We start from the raw sequence: 16,233 nt of genomic DNA on the forward strand, positions 1-16,233 counted from the left end.
GCGGAAAAGGATCGGCCGGTGACCCGTGGCGGGTCACCGGCCGCATGCCGCTACCTGACGGATCAGGCGGCGATCTCCTCCGTGCTCACCTTGCGGCGGCGGGCCACCAGGAACAGCACCGCGCCCAGCGCCACGACACCGCCGCCGATACCGGCGATCAGTGCGGTGTTGTCACCGGTGACCGGCAGGCCGCCACCGTTGCCGCCGTTGTTGCCACCGGCCGGCGGGGTGCCGATCTTGATGATCACCTTCGCGGTGTCGTTCTTCGGGTTGCCGTCCTTGCCGACCAGGGTGATGACCTCGGCCAGCCCGTCGTTGCCGATCGGCGCGGAGTCGATGTGCACCAGCAGCTCGCGGGTCAGCGTGCGGCCCGGCTGCAGCTCCGACTCGAACCCGCAGGCCAGCTGGGTCTCACCGGTGTATTCCCAGGCCGGGCCCTCGCCGCTGCGGTCGATGCAGTTGCCGACGCCCGGCTTCACGGCCGGAGCCACGAAAGAGGTGCCGGCCGGGGTCTTGATGTAGAACTGCGGGCCGGAACTCGCCTTGCCGACATTGGTGACCTTGACGAAGATCTTGACGGTGTCACCGACCCGGCCGATGCCCTGAGACACCGTGATGGCCTGGTCGACCGTCGGCGGCGCGCCCACGTGCATGGCGAACGCGGCGTCGTTGTCGCCGGGGTCGGCTTCGGCGGCCTGCTCGGCGTTCGGAACCAGATCCTCGATCAGGTCCGCGATCCGGGCTTCGATCTGCGCCTCGGTCAGGTCCTCGGCAACCTTGAAGCCGTCGGCAGGCTCGGCCTGCTTACCGGTCGGCACCTCGCTCACCTGCTTCAGCGCATTCACGCTGACCAGGCCACCGGGCAGCGCCGCGGGTCCGTCATAGAACATGCCGCTGGCGCTGACCAGAACCGGCTGCTCCGGCAGGTAGGCCTCGCCGGGCGCGAGCACCACATCGGGGTCGGTGCAGACGGCGTACTCGGTCTCGGCGATGTTGATCTCGCAGATGTCGTAGACCGAATCGAAGCTGGCGTACGCGGGCAGCGTGATGGTGAACTTGATGCCCTGCACGGTGGCGTCACCCTCGTTGCTGACCGCCCAGCCGAGCGGTGCCTGCTCACCGGGCTTGAGCGGGACGACCTTGCCGTTGCTGTAACCACCGACGAGGTCGCTGGCCATCGACACCAGGTCGACCCAGCCACCAATCACCTGCTCCACTGCCGCGGTGGTGGTGTCGTTGCTGTGGTCGGTGTCGCCCGGCGTCGTGAACGACACCGAGAACGATCCGGCGGAGCCGGTCTCCTTGCCCACGTTCTTCAGGTAGACGAAGTCGAAGGTCGACTCGCCGGGCAGGAAGCCCACCCAGTGACACGTCACGATCTTGCCGGAGATGTCGCAGGCACCGTCGTAGATGCTGGTGTCCGCGACCACGCGGCTGCTGTCGAGCCCGGAGAAGTCGTACCGAACGGTGGTGTCGCCCGACGCGGTGCTGCCGACGTTGGAGAAGTCGACACGGAACCACTTGCCTTCAGCCTCGACGGACATCATGCTGCCCGTGACCTTGGCAGCCACATCGATGCCGTCAGCCGCGTACGCGGGAACGCCCAGCGCGGCGGACAGGCCACCGGCGAGCAGCATCGAGGCGCCCGCCGCCAGGGCGGTGCGGATCTTCATTTGTTGTGCCCCCGTGGGATGGTGGGTGAAGCTTGATGATCAAGCGGAGGGGACGTTACCCAGCTTTCTCCGAGCTTCCACCAGCCGAACGGCCGGAATCCGGCCGGTCGATACGGCCGACCGCCCGGCGCACCTGCCGTTCCGCTTCCTCCCGGGGCATACCGCAGGCGCGCAACAGATCCGTCGCGGTCGAGCGGACCTGCGCGAACACCACCTCACCCGAGAATCCCAGCCCGGCCTGGTGCGCCTCCCGCGCCTGGCGTACGGCGCGCACCGCGGCCTGTTCGGCCTGTTCGGGATCGACCGCGTCGGCCAGTTCGCGGCGCAGCGAGGACACCGACTGCGCCAGCGCGTGCACGGCTTCGACGAGCGGTGCGGGCACCGGTTCGGCGTCACGGATCATGGACACGATGCGGCGTACCAGCACCCGGCTGTTGCGCAGCGAGCGCGCCAGGTGGTCGGCCGCCTCGATGTACGTCGACAGCAGCCCGTGCTTGCCCCAGTGCAGCGGGGCGATGGTCGCCAGCTCCTTGCTCGCCTTCAGCGACTCGCCGAACGCCCGCAGGTGCGACTCGGCCTCCCGCATCCGGTCCAGCGCCTCCTGGGCGGTCGCCGCGTCACCGTGCGCCAGCGCCTCGGCCGCCTCGTTGAGCCCGTCGGACAGCGCCTCCATCAGCGGCCCGACCGCCCGCTTCACCTCGGTCAGCGGATTGAGCGGCAGCAGCAGCGCCATCACCAGCAGCGCGATGCCGCCGCCGACGACAGCGTCGACGAAACGGCTCAGGTAGTAGTCGCTGGTGATCGGCAGCAGGGTGGCGACCAGGATGCCCGACGAGGCGGCCTGGCTCACCAGCGACGCCGAGCCGCCGATGAAGATGGCCAGGTTGATCGCCAGCAGCACCACCAGCGACACCTGCCAGGCGCCCCGGCCGATCACGAGGATGAGCAGCTCGCCGAGCAGGATGCCGACCGCGTTGCCGGCCACGATCTCGGCCGCGCGCCGCATCCGCTGCCCCACCGAGATGGCGAGGGTGACCACGGCCGCGATCGGCGCGAAGAACGGCTGGTAGTGGCCCAGCAGCTGGTGCGCCACGTACCAGGCCAGCCCGGCGGCGACCGCGGCCTGGACGGAGAGGATCAGGCTGCCGCGCACCCGCCGGACCCGGTCGCGCAGCGTCACCCGCGTGCGTCGGCCCAGCTCGGCGGCGTCCATGACCTTTACTGTGGCGCACCTCGCACCGCGAGCCGGACGGATGCGCCAAGATTGCGCCATGGCCGCCGAGACGATCCCGCTCACCGCCGACCGGTTCGCCGCCGCCGCCCGCGCCGCCGGTGCCACCGCCCCGGACAGCGTGCTGGCCGAGGTCGGCACCGAGCTGATCAGCCGCTGGTCCGAGCCGCAGCGCTTCTACCACACCGGCGAGCACCTGGCCGCCTGCCTGGACCTGGTCGGCGACGAGCCGGTGGTCGCGCTGGCCGTGTGGGGCCACGATGCGGTGTACGACCCGACGGCCGCCGACAACGAGGAGCGCAGTGCCGTGCTCACCGGCGAGCTGCTGGCCGAATGCCAGGTTCCGGCTCCGGTGATCGAGGAAGTCCTCCGCCTGGTACGCCTCACCGCCGGGCACGCCGTGGCCCCGGGCGACCGCAACGGCGCCCTGCTCGCCGATGCCGACCTGGCCATCCTGGCCGCCCCGTGGCCGGATTACGTCCGCTACGTGGCCGCCGTCCGCGCCGAGTACGCCCACGTGCCCGACGAGCTGTGGCGGGTCGGGCGGGCCACGGTCCTGCGGTCCCTGCTGGGGTTGCCGGGCCTCTACCATCGCACTCCGGAGCTGGAGTCCACCGCCCGCGCCAACCTGCACCGCGAGCTCGCCTCCCTCACCCCCGCCCCACCGGATTGATCATGAGGTTAAGGACGGCGACACGCCGCCGAGCACTGCCTCAAGTTCATGATCAACGTGGCGAAGCGGCGGCAGCGCGGGCGAGGTGCTTGGGGATGCGGAGGCCGGCGGCGCGGAGCATGCGGGCGATGTCGCGGGAGGTGGCGTAGCGGGCGCCCAGCCAGAGGGCGACCGGGACCCGGTCGGAGGGGATGTCGTAGTGGTCGCGGTCGAAGCCGCGGCGGGGTGCGCCGAGCAGCTCGGCGAACACGTGCAGCTCCGCCAGGGACACGTCGCTGACCAGATGTGCCCACAGCCGGCCGTGCGCGGGCCAGACCGGGCTGTCGACATGGATCACGGGTCCACGCTAGCGTGCGAAGGTGACCTTCCTCGACGAGCTGACGGCCGCGCTCGGCCCCGAACGCGTGATCACCGATCACGACCTGCTGATCTCGTACCGGCGTGACGAGGCGGACCTCTGCGAGGCGGGTATGCCGCTGGCCGTCGTACGCCCGGAGGAGACCGCGCACGTCGCCGCCGCGGTGACGATCGCCGCGCGGCACGGCGTGCCGGTGGTGCCGCAGGGCGCGCGGACCGGCCTGGCGGGCGGCGCGAACGCGGTCGACGGCTGCCTGGTCGTGTCGATGCTGGCCATGGACCGCATCGTCGACCTCGACACCGCGAACCGGGTCGCCACCGTCCAACCGGGAGTGGTCAACGCGGTGCTGGCCCGCGGCGCCCTCGCCGAGGGGCTGCGCTACCCGCCGGACCCCGGATCGTGGGAGTCGAGCACGATCGGCGGCAACGTCGCCACGAACGCGGGCGGCATGTGCTGCGTGAAGTACGGCGTGACCACCGAGTACGTGCTCGGCCTGGAGGTGGTGCTCGCCGACGGGCGGGTGCTGCGCACGGGCCGCCGCACCCCGAAGGGCGTCGCCGGATACGACCTGACCAGGCTCTTCGTCGGCTCGGAGGGCACCCTCGGCATCATCACCGAGATCACCGTGGCGCTGCGGCCGGCAGCCGAGGAGTCGCTGACCATGGTCGCGGTGTTCCCGACCACGGCCGCGGCGGGCGACGCGGTGAACCGGATCTTCGCGGCCGGGCTGTCCCCGAGCCTGCTGGAACTGCTGGACCGGGTGCACCTGGAGGCGCTGGAGGCGTACCGGCCGATGGGGCTGGACACCACCGCGGCCGCGCTGCTGCTGGCGGCGGTGGACACCGGGTCACGGGCCGCCGCCGACCTGGAGGTGATCGCCGAGCTGGCCCGGCAGGCGGGCGCCGGCGAGGTCTGGCAGGCCACCGACGCGACCGAGGCCGCCGAGCTGCTGCAGGCCCGCCGCCTGGCGCACCCGGCGATGGAGCACCTGGCGCTGTCGCTGTACGAGCACGGTGGGCTGATCATCGACGACATCGCGGTGCCGCGTACCCGGCTCGCGGAGCTGCTCGACGACATCGTCGAGATCGCCGCCAAGCACGACGTGCCGGTCGGCGTCGTCGGCCACGCGGGCGACGGCAACCTGCACCCGAACATCGTGGTCGACCGCGCCGACCCGGTCAGCGTCGCGGCGGGCCAGCGCGTCTTCGACGAGATCATGGAGCGCGGCCTGGCGCTGGGCGGCACCTGCACCGGCGAACACGGCGTCGGCCTGCTCAAACGCGACTGGCTCGCCACCGAACTCGGCGAGGTGGGCGTCGACATCCAACGCGCCGTCAAGTCCGCCCTCGACCCCACCAACCTCCTCAACCCCGGCAAGGTCCTCCGCTGAGGGGCGCGGCCGCGCTCGATCGATGATCGCTGTTTCGGGTCAAAACCTGCGGTCCGACCACAGGTTTCGACCTGAAACAGCGATCAAGGCCGGTCCAGCGTTAAGAAGGTGCCCTTCCTTCGAGAAGGGTCAGACGGCGGTGAGGCGGGTGGTGTTGGCGGCGGCGTCGTCGGGCATGCGCTGGGATTCGCGCTCGGCGTCTACGCGGGCCAGGTAGGCGGTTATCTCGGACTCGGTGGTCGTGGGGGACCAGCCGAGGACCGGGGCCATGAGTTCAGCGGTGCGGCGCGCCGTCTGGACGCCGCGGTGGGCGGTCTCGATGGAGATCCTGGTACGCCGGGACAGCACGTCGACCACGTGCCGCGCACCCTCGTGGCGGGCCGCGTAGACGACCTCGGCCGACAGGTGCTCCGGCGCGCCGGGCAGCGGTTCGGCCAGCGTGCGGTCCTCGTCGATCAGCGCAAGCAGCTCGGTGGTCAGCGAGCCGTAGCGCTCCAGCAGGTGCTCCACCGCGCCGACGCTCAGCTCGTGACGGCGGGCCAGGTCGGCGCGGTCGCGCCACATCGCCTCGTAGCCGTCCGCGCCGAGCAGCGGCAGGTCGGCCGTGCCGCTGTGCCGCACGTCCCCGAGCCGCCGGACCGCCTTGTCGATCACGTCCTGGGCCATCACCCGGTACGTGGTGAACTTGCCGCCCGCGACGAGCAGCAGCCCGAGCAGCGGCTCGACGACGGCGTGCTCGCGCGACAGCGCCGACGTCGAGTCCGACTCCCCGCGCAGCAGCGGGCGCAGCCCGGCGTACACGCCCTCGATGTCCTCGCGGCGCAATGGCCGGTCGAGCACCTCGTTGACGTGCGACAGCAGGTAGTCGATGTCCTTGGCGGTGGCCGCCGGATGGGCGCGGTCCAGCTCCCAGTCGGTGTCGGTGGTGCCGATGATCCAGTGCCCGCCCCACGGGATGACGAACAGCACGCTGGTCGCGGTACGCAGGATCAGCCCGACCTCGCCGGTGATCGCCGAACGGGGCACCACCAGGTGCACGCCCTTGGAGGCGCGCACCCGGAAGCCGACCCGCGCGTCGGGCAGCCACGACGACACGTCGTCGCTCCACACCCCGGTCGCCGCGACGACGGTCTTCGCGCGTACGTCGAACTCGTCGACGCCGTCGCTGACCCGTACGCCCGTCACCTGCCGGGCCTGCCGCAGCAGGCCGACGGCCCGGACCCCGGTGACCACGGCTGCGCCGAGGCTGGCTGCGGTGCGGGCCACCGTCACCACGAACCGGGCGTCGTCGACCTGCCCGTCGTAGTACCGGATCGCCCCGGCCAGGCCCTGCTCGCGCAGCGACGGGAACAGCCGGCGCGCGCCGTGCTGGGTGAGGTGCTTGTGCAGCGGCATGCCGCGCCCGCCGCCGACCAGTCCCGCGAAGACGTCGTACAGCGCCACGCCCGCGCCGTAGTAGACGCGGTGCCAGGCCCGCTTGGCGACCCCGGCGACGCCAGGCGTCTCGGCGGGCAGCGGCACCAGGAACGGCACCGGCCGCACCAGGTGCGGGGCGAGCCGGGTGGCGAGCAGGCCGCGTTCCCGCAGCGCCTCGTGCACCAGCGGGAACTCCAGCTGCTCCAGGTAGCGCAGGCCGCCGTGGATCAGCTTGGACGAGCGCGAGGAGGTGCCCGCGGCGAGGTCGCTCGCCTCGATCAGGGCCACGCGCAGGCCGCGGGACGCGGCGTCCAGCGCCGCGCCGACGCCGGTCACCCCACCCCCGACGACCAGGACATCGAACTCTTCGTCGCGAAGCCTGCGCAGGTCAGCGGCGCGGCGTTCCGGCGAGAGGGCACCCGCGGCGAAGCGGGACACGCTGCGGTCACGCATCCCACCAAGGTACCGTGCGGCTGTGCTCCCACACGGTGACCGTCAGGGTGTTCCCGCTCATGTTCCGACCGTGCCCCCACGGTCCCCGGTCGGCGCGATCGTCGCCGCCGTCCTGGTCGGAGTGTGGGCGGTCGCCGTCGCCGTGCTCTCCCAGTACGGCATCGTGCTCACCGGCCAGGTGCTCGGCCAGCTCGGCATGGAACTGCCCGGCTTCCTGTGGCCGCTGGCGGGCATCATAGTCGGCCTGCTGGTCGGCGGGCCCGCGCTGATCCTGGCCCTGCTGCCCAAACATCCGCCGGTACGCGCGGTCGGCCGCGCCTTCGTCAAGGGCGCGGCGGTGCTCGGCGTGGGCTGCGCGCTGCGCCTGATCCCGGCCACCGCCAACGAGCTCTACCTGCTGTCGTACGCGGTGCTGGCCGGACTTGCCGCCTTCCTGCTCTACCGCCGCGCCACCGCCGGGCTCGCCCCGGCCACCGCCGCGCCCGCGACCGCGCAGCAGCTCCCCTCGGCCGCCGCCACGCGTGACGCCGACGGAAACGTGATCGCGCCCGCGGTCGCCGATCCGGACAGCGCCCCGGTCGCGGCCGGCCGTCCCGAGGCCGTGCCGGCCGACCGCCCGGTGGGCGCACCCGGCGCGCTGGGCTGGGCCGTGCTCGCCGGGGTGCTGGTGCTGACGCCGTACCTGTGGGCGGGTGCGCTGGGCGGGTTCACCGAGTCCATCGCCGCCGTGCTCGCCTCGCTCGGCACCGGCGCGCTCGCGATGGTGATCCTGGGACCGGGGCTGTGGCGGCACTTCACCGACCGTGGACGGCCGACGCTGGTGATCGCGGGCGGCCTGGTCGCCGGGGTGGTGCTCGCGCTGATCGCGGGCGGCACCGGCGCGACGAACGCCCAGGTGCTGACCCTGCTCGTACTGCCGCCGCTGGGTTTCGCGGTCGCGGCACTCGCCCCGTCCTCGCCCCGTGGCTGGACCACGCTGACGATGGTGGCGCTCGCCGCGTTCGGGCCGCTGGGCATGGTCGACCCCGACGAGCTGAACCTCGGGCTGATCGGCCGCGACGTGCCGTACTACGCCCTGCTCGCGGCCCTGTTCGCCTGGCTGGTGGCACTGGCCCTGGGCATCGGCTACGGCATCGGCCTGCTCCGCACCGTCGCCGAACCTGAAGAACCAGGACAGGCCACCACCGTGCCACCCGCCCCTGCGCCAGGTACGTGGCCCGGCGCACAACCCGCCGCGCAGACTCCGTGGCCGGGTGCGCATGCACCCGTGCCCGGCGCGTGGCACGGCACGCAGGCACCGTGGCCGGGTGCGCCCGCCCCGGTCGTGCCCGAGCGGCGGCATGTCGTGCCGCGTACCGGCAGCAGGAGGCTCGCGGCCGGGCTGGCCGCCGTCGTCGCCCTCGGCGCGGGCGTCTACTACCTGTCCACGGGTCAGCCGGGCTTCTTCGGCGACCAACTGTTCGTGGTGATGAAGGAGCAGGCCCCGCTCGCCGGGCTGCCGACCACGACCGGGCTCGGCGCGGGCCGTGACCAGCGGGTCGAGGCCGTCTACCGGCGGCTGATCGAGCACGCCGACCGCACCCAGGCCGCGCTGCGCACCGAACTGGACCGCTGGAACCTCGACTACCAGCCGTACTACCTGGTGAACGCGATCCTGGTGAACGGCGGCCCGGAGGCACGGGTCTGGCTGGAGTCCCGGTCGGATGTGGACCGGGTGCTGACCGACCAGCGGCTGCGCCCACTGCCCGCCGAGATCCCGATCGAGCACGGCCCGGTGCGGCAGGCGCCGACCACCGCGCAGTGGAACCTCAAGATGGTCGGCGCACCGGAGCTGTGGCAGCGCAGCGTGACGGGCAAGGGCATCGTCGTCGGGTCCTCCGACTCCGGGGTCGACGGCTCGCATCCCGCGCTGGCCGCCAACTACCGCGGCGGCGACGACTCCTGGCTGGACCCGTGGTCGGACAGCCGTACCCCGATCGACCACAACGGCCACGGCACGCACACCACGGCCACGGCGGTGGGCCGGGAACACGTCGGCGTCGCACCGGACGCCCAGTGGATCGGCTGCGTCAACCTGGAACGCAATATGAGCAGCCCGTCGCTCTACCTGGACTGCATGCAGTTCATGCTCGCGCCGTACCCGCACGGCGGCAACCCGTTCACCGACGGCCGCCCGGCCCGCGCCCCGCACGTGCTCAACAACTCGTGGGGCTGCCCGCCGCTGGAGGGCTGCGACGCCACCGTGCTCCAACCGGCAACGTCCGCGCTGGCCGCGGCCGGGATCGCCTTCGTCGCGGCGGCGGGCAACACCGGGCCGCAGTGCGGCTCGCTGGACACCCCGCCCGCCACCGACCCGGCGGCGATCACCATCGCGGCGGTGGACCAGACCCGGCGGATCACCTCGTTCTCCAGCCGGGGACCGGCCGGGCCCAAGCCGGACCTGGCCGGGCCGGGTGAGGCGGTGCTGTCGGCGATGCCCGGTGGCACGTACGCCGAGCTCAGCGGCACTTCGATGGCGACGCCGCACGTGGCCGGGGTGATCGCGCTGCTGTGGTCGGCGCGCCCCGAACTAGTCGGCGACCTAAGCCGCACCCAGCAGCTGCTGCGCGACACGGCGCAGCCCGCGCTGCTGGCCACGGCCGCTCCGGCGTGCGCCACGGAGGCTACCCAGGCGGGTTCCGGCATCGTCAACGCGGCCGAGGCGGTAGTCGCCTCGGCCAGGTAACGTTGCGCACCATGATCACCCCATACGAGCCGCAGCACCGGGCCGCAGTGGTCGATCTTCTCGACCGGTCGCTGCTGGCCGAGGACGCCGCCGAGTCGGCCGACATCGTGGCGCTGCTGGCAGGCTCGGCGGGTTTCGTGGCCGTCGACGGCGACGCGCCCGACGGCGACGTCGTCGGGGTCGCGCTGGCCTCGACGGGTCGCAAGGACCCGACCGTCGGGCATCTCGACCTGCTGGCCGTCGATCCCGCCTTCCGGCGGCAGGGGCTGGCACGCGAGCTGGTCGGAGCGGTCGAGCAGCTGCTGCGGGCGCGCGGGCTGAGCGCGGTGCGGGTCGCGGGCAACCCGCCCACGCACGCCTGGCCCGGCATCGACGTGCGCTACACCCCGGCCGTGTGCGCGCTGACCGCGCTCGGGTACGCCCACGACCGTACGGCCTGGAACATGACCGCGAATCTGGCCGAGGGCTCGCCCGCGCTGCGCGAGACCCGCACCGCGCAGGAGCGGCTGGCCGCCGCGCACGTGGTCGTACGCGCGGCGACGCCCGACGACCTGACCGAGCTGCGCCCGCTGATCGCAGCCGAGTGGGGCCCTGCCTGGGTGGCCGAGGTGGAACGGGCCGTCGGCGGCAGCGGGGGCTGCCACCTGGCCATTCGCGACGGGCAGCCGATCGCGTTCGCCGCCTGGGGCGGCTGCCGGCCGAGCTGGTTCGGCCCGATGGGCACCCTGCCCGCCGCGTCGGGCCTGGGCATCGGCGGAGTCCTGCTGCGACGGTGCCTGCGCGAGCAGGCCGACCGGGGCATCACCCGGGCCCAGATCGGCTGGGTGGGACCGGTCCCGTTCTACTCCGGAGCGGCCGGGGCGGTCATCGAGCGGGTCTTCTTCCTCTTCCACAAACCACTCTAAGCCGGGCTTTTTTCGCATTTCAGATCCGAACCGGGATTTTCCGGGGACGATGGGCATGTGGCAGCCCCGACCAGCCCCATAGCGGAACCCCACGAGACCAAGGGGGCGGCGATCCTGGTCGCCGCCGCGGCGGCCGTGGGAGGCTTCCTCTTCGGGTACGACACCGCGGTCATCAACGGCACCGTCGACGCCCTGCGCAACACCTTCCATCTGGGCTCGGTGGCCCTCGGCTTCGTCGTGTCGTCGGCCCTGCTGGGCTGCGCCGTCGGCGCCTGGTTCGCCGGCCCGCTGGGCGACCGGCTCGGCCGGGTCAAGGTGATGCTGATCGCCGCGGGCCTGTTCATCGCCAGCTCCATCGGCTCCGCGCTCGCCTTCAGCCCCGTCGACCTGACGATCTGGCGGGTCATCGGCGGCCTCGGCGTGGGCGCGGCCAGCGTCATCGCACCGGCGTACATCGCCGAGGTCTCGCCCGCCCACATCCGCGGCCGGCTCGGCTCGCTGCAGCAGCTCGCCATCGTCAGCGGCATCTTCGTCGCCCTGCTCGTCGACTACCTGCTGGCCGACGCGGCCGGCGGCGCGATGGAGGCGATGCCGTGGGGCGGCGCGGCCTGGCGCTGGATGTTCGCGTCCGCGACGATCCCCGCGATCATCTACGCGGTGCTCGCGCTCCAGATCCCCGAGTCCCCGCGCTACCTGGTGCGCCGCGGTCGGCTCGCCGAGGCCCGCGACGTGATCAAGCGGCTCATCGGTGGCGACGTCGAGAAGCGCATCACCGACATCAAGCGCACGGTGGCCGGCACCACCGAGAAGGTCCACCTGAGCATCCTGAAGGGCCCCAAGTTCGGGCTGCAGCCCATCGTCTGGGTCGGCATCCTGCTCTCGGTGTTCCAGCAGTTCGTCGGCATCAACGTGATCTTCTACTACTCGTCGGCGCTGTGGGCGTCGGTCGGCTTCAGCGAATCCGACGCACTGCTGATCACGGTCATCACCAGCATCACCAACATCGTCACCACGCTCATCGCGATCGCCCTGGTCGACAAGGTCGGCCGCAAGCCGCTGCTGCTGGTCGGCGCGGCGGGCATGGTGCTCACGCTCGGCGTGATGGCCTGGTGCTTCTCCACCGCCTCGCAGACCATCGGGGCCAACGGCGAGACGCTGACCACGCTCAGCCCCGCGATCGGCAAGGTCGCCCTGGTCGCCGCCAACCTGTACGTGGTCGCCTTCGGCATGAGCTGGGGCCCGGTGGTCTGGGTGCTGCTCGGCGAGATGTTCAACAACAAGATCCGCGCCACCGCGCTGGCCGTCGCCGCCGCGGCCCAGTGGATCGCGAACTGGCTGATCAGCACCACGTTCCCGGCGCTGTCGAACATCGGCCTGACCTTCGCCTACGGCCTGTACGCCCTCTTCGCCCTACTGGCCTTCATCTTCGTCTGGAACGCCGTCCGAGAAACCAAGGGCCGCGAACTCGAAGCCATGTAGGCCGCCACCACGAACCCGACCAACCACCCACCCTCCCTCCCCCTGCCGCAACTCTTAAAGAGTCGCGGCTCTTGGGGGCTGCGGAAGCCGCTAGTCGTTAAGAGTTGCGACAGACGGCGGGACGCGGGGCGGCGCGGGGCGGGTGGGGTGGGGAGACGGGAAGGCCCCCGAGCGGAGCTCGGGGGCCTTCGTCGTGTTCAGGTGGTGCGGTGGTGCTGATCCTGTCGGATCAGAAGTCCATGTCGCCACCGCCGGGGCCGGCCGCCGCGGGGGCCGCCTTCTCCGGCTTGTCGGCCACGACGGCCTCGGTGGTGAGGAACAGGGCCGCGATCGAGGCAGCGTTCTGCAGCGCCGAGCGGGTCACCTTGGCGGGGTCGAGGATGCCGGCCTTCAGCAGGTCGACGTACTCGCCGGTGGCAGCGTTGAGGCCCCAGCCGGGCTCCAGGTTGCGCACCTTCTCCACCACGACGCCACCCTCGAGGCCCGCGTTGACGGCGATCTGCCGCAGCGGCGCGTCGAGCGCGACCTTCACGATGTTGGCACCGGTGGCCTCGTCGCCCGAGAGGTCCAGCTTCTCGAACGCGGACTTGCCGGCCTGCACGAGCGCCACGCCGCCACCGGCGACGATGCCCTCTTCGACGGCCGCCTTCGCGTTGCGAACGGCGTCCTCGATGCGGTGCTTGCGCTCCTTGAGCTCGACCTCGGTGGCCGCGCCGACCTTGATGACCGCGACACCGCCGGCCAGCTTGGCCAGGCGCTCCTGCAGCTTCTCGCGGTCGTAGTCGGAGTCCGACTTCTCGATCTCGGCGCGGATCTGGTTCACCCGGCCGTTGATCTGGTCGGCGTCACCGGAGCCGTCGACGATCGTGGTCTCGTCCTTGGTGACCACGACCTTGCGGGCGCGGCCCAGCATGTCGAGGCCGGTGCTGTCGAGCTTGAGGCCGACTTCCTCGGACACGACCTGGCCACCGGTCAGGATCGCGATGTCCTGCAGCATGGCCTTGCGGCGGTCGCCGAAGCCCGGGGCCTTGACGGCGACGGACTTGAACGTGCCACGGATCTTGTTGACGATCAGGGTGGCCAGGGCCTCGCCCTCGACGTCCTCGGCGATGATCAGCAGCGGCTTGCCGCTCTGCATGACCTTCTCGAGGATCGGCAGCATGTCCTTGACGTTGCTGATCTTGCCGTTGACGATGAGCAGGTAGGCGTCCTCCAGGACGGCCTCCATGCGCTCAGGGTCGGTGATGAAGTAGGCCGAGTTGAAGCCCTTGTCGAAGCGCATACCCTCGGTGAGCTCCAGCTCCAGCCCGAAGGTGTTGCTCTCCTCGACGGTGATGACGCCTTCCTTGCCGACCTTGTCCATCGCCTCGGCGATGATCTCGCCGACGGTCGGGTCAGCCGCGGAGATCGAGGCGGTGGAGGCGATCTGCTCCTTCGTCTCGACGTCCTTGGCGAGCTTCGAGAGCTCCTCCGCCACGGACGCGACGGCGGCCTCGATGCCGCGCTTGAGGGCCATCGGGTTCGCACCGGCGGCAACGTTGCGCAGGCCCTCGCGGACCAGCGCCTGAGCCAGGACGGTCGCCGTCGTCGTGCCGTCGCCGGCGACGTCGTCGGTCTTCTTGGCGACCTCCTTGACCAGCTCAGCGCCGATCTTCTCGTACGGGTCCTCGAGCTCGATCTCCTTGGCGATGCTCACACCATCGTTGGTGATGGTGGGGGCACCCCACTTCTTCTCGAGCACAACGTTGCGACCCTTGGGGCCGAGCGTCACCTTTACGGCGTCAGCGAGGATGTTCATGCCCCGCTCGAGGCCGCGGCGCGCCTCCTCGTCGAACGCAATAATCTTGGCCATAACGGCGTTGTCCTCCTGGACAATTCCGAGGTCGGAGGGCTAGCCCGCGACGACCGGCTGCCACCATGCGGCAGCCCCGCCACTCCGACTTCTGGTCTCGTATTGGCACTCACACAAGGAGAGTGCCAATCACCTGTTTAGCACTCTCCCCAGCCGAGTGCAAGCGAACACGGGATGATCACAGCCTTTCGCGGCCACGTTCCAGCGCCTGGAGCACTCCCCCGCCCGTACGTGTATTACCTGGCAGTAACCCTCGTGACGCGGGCCCAACCCCTGCCGCAGCGCCACGGCGACGCCCACCCGGCGGCCCGCACCCGCGCTGCGGCACACCTCGACGACCGCCGCCCAGGCCCAGGCATTGCACATCCCGGCAAGCACGGCGGGCACCATGAACACGAGGGCGACACCGATGGTGCCGTCCAGTCCTGGGAACACGTCGACGGCACGGATGGCGGCCAGCGTCCCCGCGATACCGACACCCGCCGAGACCAGCTCGGTGACCACGACGATCGCGAGCAGCGGCCGCCAGTGCAGCCGCAGCAGAATCCGGGTCTCGTGAAGCCAGGACGGGCGGGAGTGCATGAGCTCGTTCACCGTGCGGCCAGTTCCTCGGCGAGCTGTCCCGTGGAGACGGTGTCCTGCGCGCCCCGGCGCTCGGCGTACGTGATGAGGACGCCACTGAAGACCACGATCGTCAGCGGGAGCTTGATGATCGCACCGAGCACGACGGCGCCGACCGACACCGCGGCGCTCACCGCGTCGGACACCGTGGGGTCGCCGTAGAGGAGCCAGGCGCCCAGGAACCGATCATCCGCTCGATGACGGATCCGGCGATCAGGGCGAGGCCGAGCAGCAGCAGCCGCCCGGTGGTGGGCCAGAACGCGCTGTGCAGCAGGTCGCGCGACCGGCGCAGCGGGTTGCCGCCCTCGAACAGGAACACCGGCCCGAGCAGGGCGATCATTAGGATGAGGTACGCGGCGACGAGCAGCACCGGGATCACGCCGAGCAGCTCGGCGGTCCGTACGCAGCATGCGGCGACGGCGACGACGGCGATGCCGACGAGCAGGTAGGCCAGCACGTGCCAGGCGGTGAGGCCCAGCATGCGGCGCAGCCCGTGCCGCAGTGCCGCTCCCACGGTGACGGGCAGCCCGGCCGCCTGGCGGGTGGCGAGGTGGGTGGCCGCCGCGTAGCCGAGCATCTGCAGCAGCAGCACGACGACCACGTACGCGGCCAGCGTCGCCAGCAGGGCGGTGAGCACGCCGTCGGAGGACCTCGCACGGATGACGCCGTTCAGGTCGATGGTCGCCCCGCCGAGCAGACCGGCCACGGTCAGCCCACCGAACACGACGGTCGGCAGCAGGTGGGTGAGCGCGAATACGGCGAGCAGCTGCCGCCAGCCCCGCCGCAGCACGCCGCCGACCCGCCACGCCCAGCCGCCGAACCCCTGTTCGGCCGGGTTGACCAGCGGGTCGTGCGCGGGACCGAGGTCGGGCATGGCCACGCGGTAGGCCTCGTCGGGTGGCCGGAAACCCCCGTCGGGCGGCAGCGGACCGCCCGCGTCGTACGGGTTGGGGATCGGCTCGGGCATTGCATCGCTCCAGCTCAGAGGGGGAAGGGCCGCCCAGTGTGGCACGCCTGTGCGGGTGCCGCTGTCCCCACGTTCCGATGCTGTGCCGTAGACAGCCGGAAGGGCCCCGATCCTGTGGGATCAGAGCCCTTTCCGTATTACTCAAGCTTTGATGGCCAAGCGGTCAGGCGATGACCCGGACCTTCTCAGCCTGGGGGCCCTTCTGACCCTGGGCGATCTCGAACTCAACGCGCTGACCGTCGTCGAGCGCCTTGTAGCCGTCCATCTCGATCGCGGAGAAGTGGACGAACACGTCCTGCCCTCCGTCGACCGCGATGAAGCCGTAGCCCTTCTCGCTGTTGAACCACTTGACGGTGCCCTGTGCCACGGTGCACTTCCTCACTTCTGTAAAGCTGGGCGGTCCTTCAGCGGGCCACCCCCGGCTGGTGTTGTCAGCCGTCCTCGCACGCTACACGAGCACCGGTGCCCTCGCACAGCCCCAAAACGGACC

The 16,233-nt window shown here is 71.4% G+C and carries 14 protein-coding genes; 5 read left to right on the forward strand and 9 right to left on the reverse strand.

Translation table 11 applies throughout. The features are described from left to right. Positions 1-62: 62 nt before the first annotated feature. Positions 63-1,673 carry an LPXTG cell wall anchor domain-containing protein gene (locus HAV40_RS28740; RefSeq protein WP_166386668.1) on the reverse strand — a complete coding sequence of 537 codons (1,611 nt, stop codon included), beginning with the start codon at positions 1,671-1,673 and terminating at the stop codon, positions 63-65. 55 nt (positions 1,674-1,728) lie between these two features. Then, positions 1,729-2,886 carry an FUSC family protein gene (locus tag HAV40_RS28745; RefSeq protein WP_166386669.1) on the reverse strand — a complete coding sequence of 386 codons (1,158 nt, stop codon included), beginning with the start codon at positions 2,884-2,886 and terminating at the stop codon, positions 1,729-1,731. 58 nt (positions 2,887-2,944) lie between these two features. Between HAV40_RS28745 and HAV40_RS28750 the strand changes: the two genes are divergently transcribed. Further along, a complete protein-coding gene (locus HAV40_RS28750; protein WP_166386671.1) occupies positions 2,945-3,577 on the forward strand; it encodes an HD domain-containing protein in 633 nt (210 codons plus the stop codon). Positions 3,578-3,629: 52 nt separating this feature from the next. On the opposite strand, the gene HAV40_RS28755 is transcribed toward HAV40_RS28750, so the two are convergent. Beyond that, positions 3,630-3,914 carry a DUF4031 domain-containing protein gene (locus HAV40_RS28755; protein ID WP_166386673.1) on the reverse strand — a complete coding sequence of 95 codons (285 nt, stop codon included), beginning with the start codon at positions 3,912-3,914 and terminating at the stop codon, positions 3,630-3,632. A gap of 22 nt (positions 3,915-3,936) precedes the next feature. On the opposite strand from HAV40_RS28755, the gene HAV40_RS28760 reads away from it, so the two are divergent. Beyond that, positions 3,937-5,325: an FAD-binding oxidoreductase gene (locus tag HAV40_RS28760; RefSeq protein ID WP_166386675.1), complete on the forward strand. Its 1,389-nt coding sequence runs from the start codon at positions 3,937-3,939 to the stop codon at positions 5,323-5,325. A gap of 129 nt (positions 5,326-5,454) precedes the next feature. On the opposite strand, the gene HAV40_RS28765 is transcribed toward HAV40_RS28760, so the two are convergent. Next, positions 5,455-7,194, reverse strand: coding sequence for a glycerol-3-phosphate dehydrogenase/oxidase (locus HAV40_RS28765; protein WP_166386677.1), 1,740 nt, complete (start codon positions 7,192-7,194; stop codon positions 5,455-5,457). Between the two features lie 70 nt (positions 7,195-7,264). On the opposite strand from HAV40_RS28765, the gene HAV40_RS38140 reads away from it, so the two are divergent. The 3 genes from HAV40_RS38140 to HAV40_RS28780 are packed head-to-tail and all read left to right on the forward strand — an operon-like array spanning position 7,265 to position 12,303. After that, the gene (locus tag HAV40_RS38140) at positions 7,265-9,919 is read left to right on the forward strand and encodes a S8 family serine peptidase (protein ID WP_239086887.1); all 2,655 of its coding nucleotides are present in this window, start codon (positions 7,265-7,267) and stop codon (positions 9,917-9,919) included. A gap of 2 nt (positions 9,920-9,921) precedes the next feature. Continuing rightward, positions 9,922-10,824: a GNAT family N-acetyltransferase gene (locus tag HAV40_RS28775; protein ID WP_409365001.1), complete on the forward strand. Its 903-nt coding sequence runs from the start codon at positions 9,922-9,924 to the stop codon at positions 10,822-10,824. 57 nt (positions 10,825-10,881) lie between these two features. Continuing rightward, complete coding sequence (locus HAV40_RS28780; protein WP_239086886.1) at positions 10,882-12,303, forward strand: sugar porter family MFS transporter; 1,422 nt, start codon at positions 10,882-10,884, stop codon at positions 12,301-12,303. A 229-nt stretch (positions 12,304-12,532) separates the two neighbouring features. Here the strand turns inward: HAV40_RS28780 and groL are convergent, their stop codons facing one another. The 5 genes from groL to HAV40_RS28805 all read right to left on the reverse strand — a co-directional run bounded on the left by groL (position 12,533) and on the right by HAV40_RS28805 (position 16,110). Then, the gene (gene groL / locus HAV40_RS28785) at positions 12,533-14,155 is read right to left on the reverse strand and encodes a chaperonin GroEL (RefSeq protein WP_166386681.1); all 1,623 of its coding nucleotides are present in this window, start codon (positions 14,153-14,155) and stop codon (positions 12,533-12,535) included. Positions 14,156-14,284: 129 nt separating this feature from the next. Further along, a complete protein-coding gene (locus HAV40_RS28790) occupies positions 14,285-14,749 on the reverse strand; it encodes a hypothetical protein (protein ID WP_166386683.1) in 465 nt (154 codons plus the stop codon). Then, positions 14,746-14,922 carry a hypothetical protein gene (locus HAV40_RS28795; RefSeq protein WP_166386685.1) on the reverse strand — a complete coding sequence of 59 codons (177 nt, stop codon included), beginning with the start codon at positions 14,920-14,922 and terminating at the stop codon, positions 14,746-14,748. The genes HAV40_RS28790 and HAV40_RS28795 overlap by 4 nt, the downstream gene beginning before the upstream one ends. Continuing rightward, positions 14,907-15,743, reverse strand: coding sequence for a hypothetical protein (locus HAV40_RS28800; RefSeq protein WP_166386687.1), 837 nt, complete (start codon positions 15,741-15,743; stop codon positions 14,907-14,909). The genes HAV40_RS28795 and HAV40_RS28800 overlap by 16 nt, the downstream gene beginning before the upstream one ends. 163 nt (positions 15,744-15,906) lie before the next feature. Continuing rightward, positions 15,907-16,110, reverse strand: a complete 204-nt coding sequence (locus tag HAV40_RS28805) for a cold-shock protein (protein WP_033342363.1) — start codon at positions 16,108-16,110, stop codon at positions 15,907-15,909. Positions 16,111-16,233: the final 123 nt, after the last annotated feature.

This window comes from Catellatospora methionotrophica (genome assembly GCF_011297335.1).
Taxonomy (GTDB): Bacteria; Actinomycetota; Actinomycetes; order Mycobacteriales; family Micromonosporaceae; genus Catellatospora; species Catellatospora methionotrophica.

Coding starts and splice junctions, on each gene's coding strand:
- HAV40_RS28750 (WP_166386671.1), top strand. CDS start 2,945: ATGGCCGCCGAGACGATCCCGCTCACCGCCGACCGGTTCGCCGCCGCC.
- HAV40_RS28740 (WP_166386668.1), bottom strand. CDS start 1,673: ATGAAGATCCGCACCGCCCTGGCGGCGGGCGCCTCGATGCTGCTCGCC.
- HAV40_RS28800 (WP_166386687.1), bottom strand. CDS start 15,743: ATGCCCGAGCCGATCCCCAACCCGTACGACGCGGGCGGTCCGCTGCCG.
- HAV40_RS28745 (WP_166386669.1), bottom strand. CDS start 2,886: ATGGACGCCGCCGAGCTGGGCCGACGCACGCGGGTGACGCTGCGCGAC.
- HAV40_RS28765 (WP_166386677.1), bottom strand. CDS start 7,194: ATGCGTGACCGCAGCGTGTCCCGCTTCGCCGCGGGTGCCCTCTCGCCG.
- groL (WP_166386681.1), bottom strand. CDS start 14,155: ATGGCCAAGATTATTGCGTTCGACGAGGAGGCGCGCCGCGGCCTCGAG.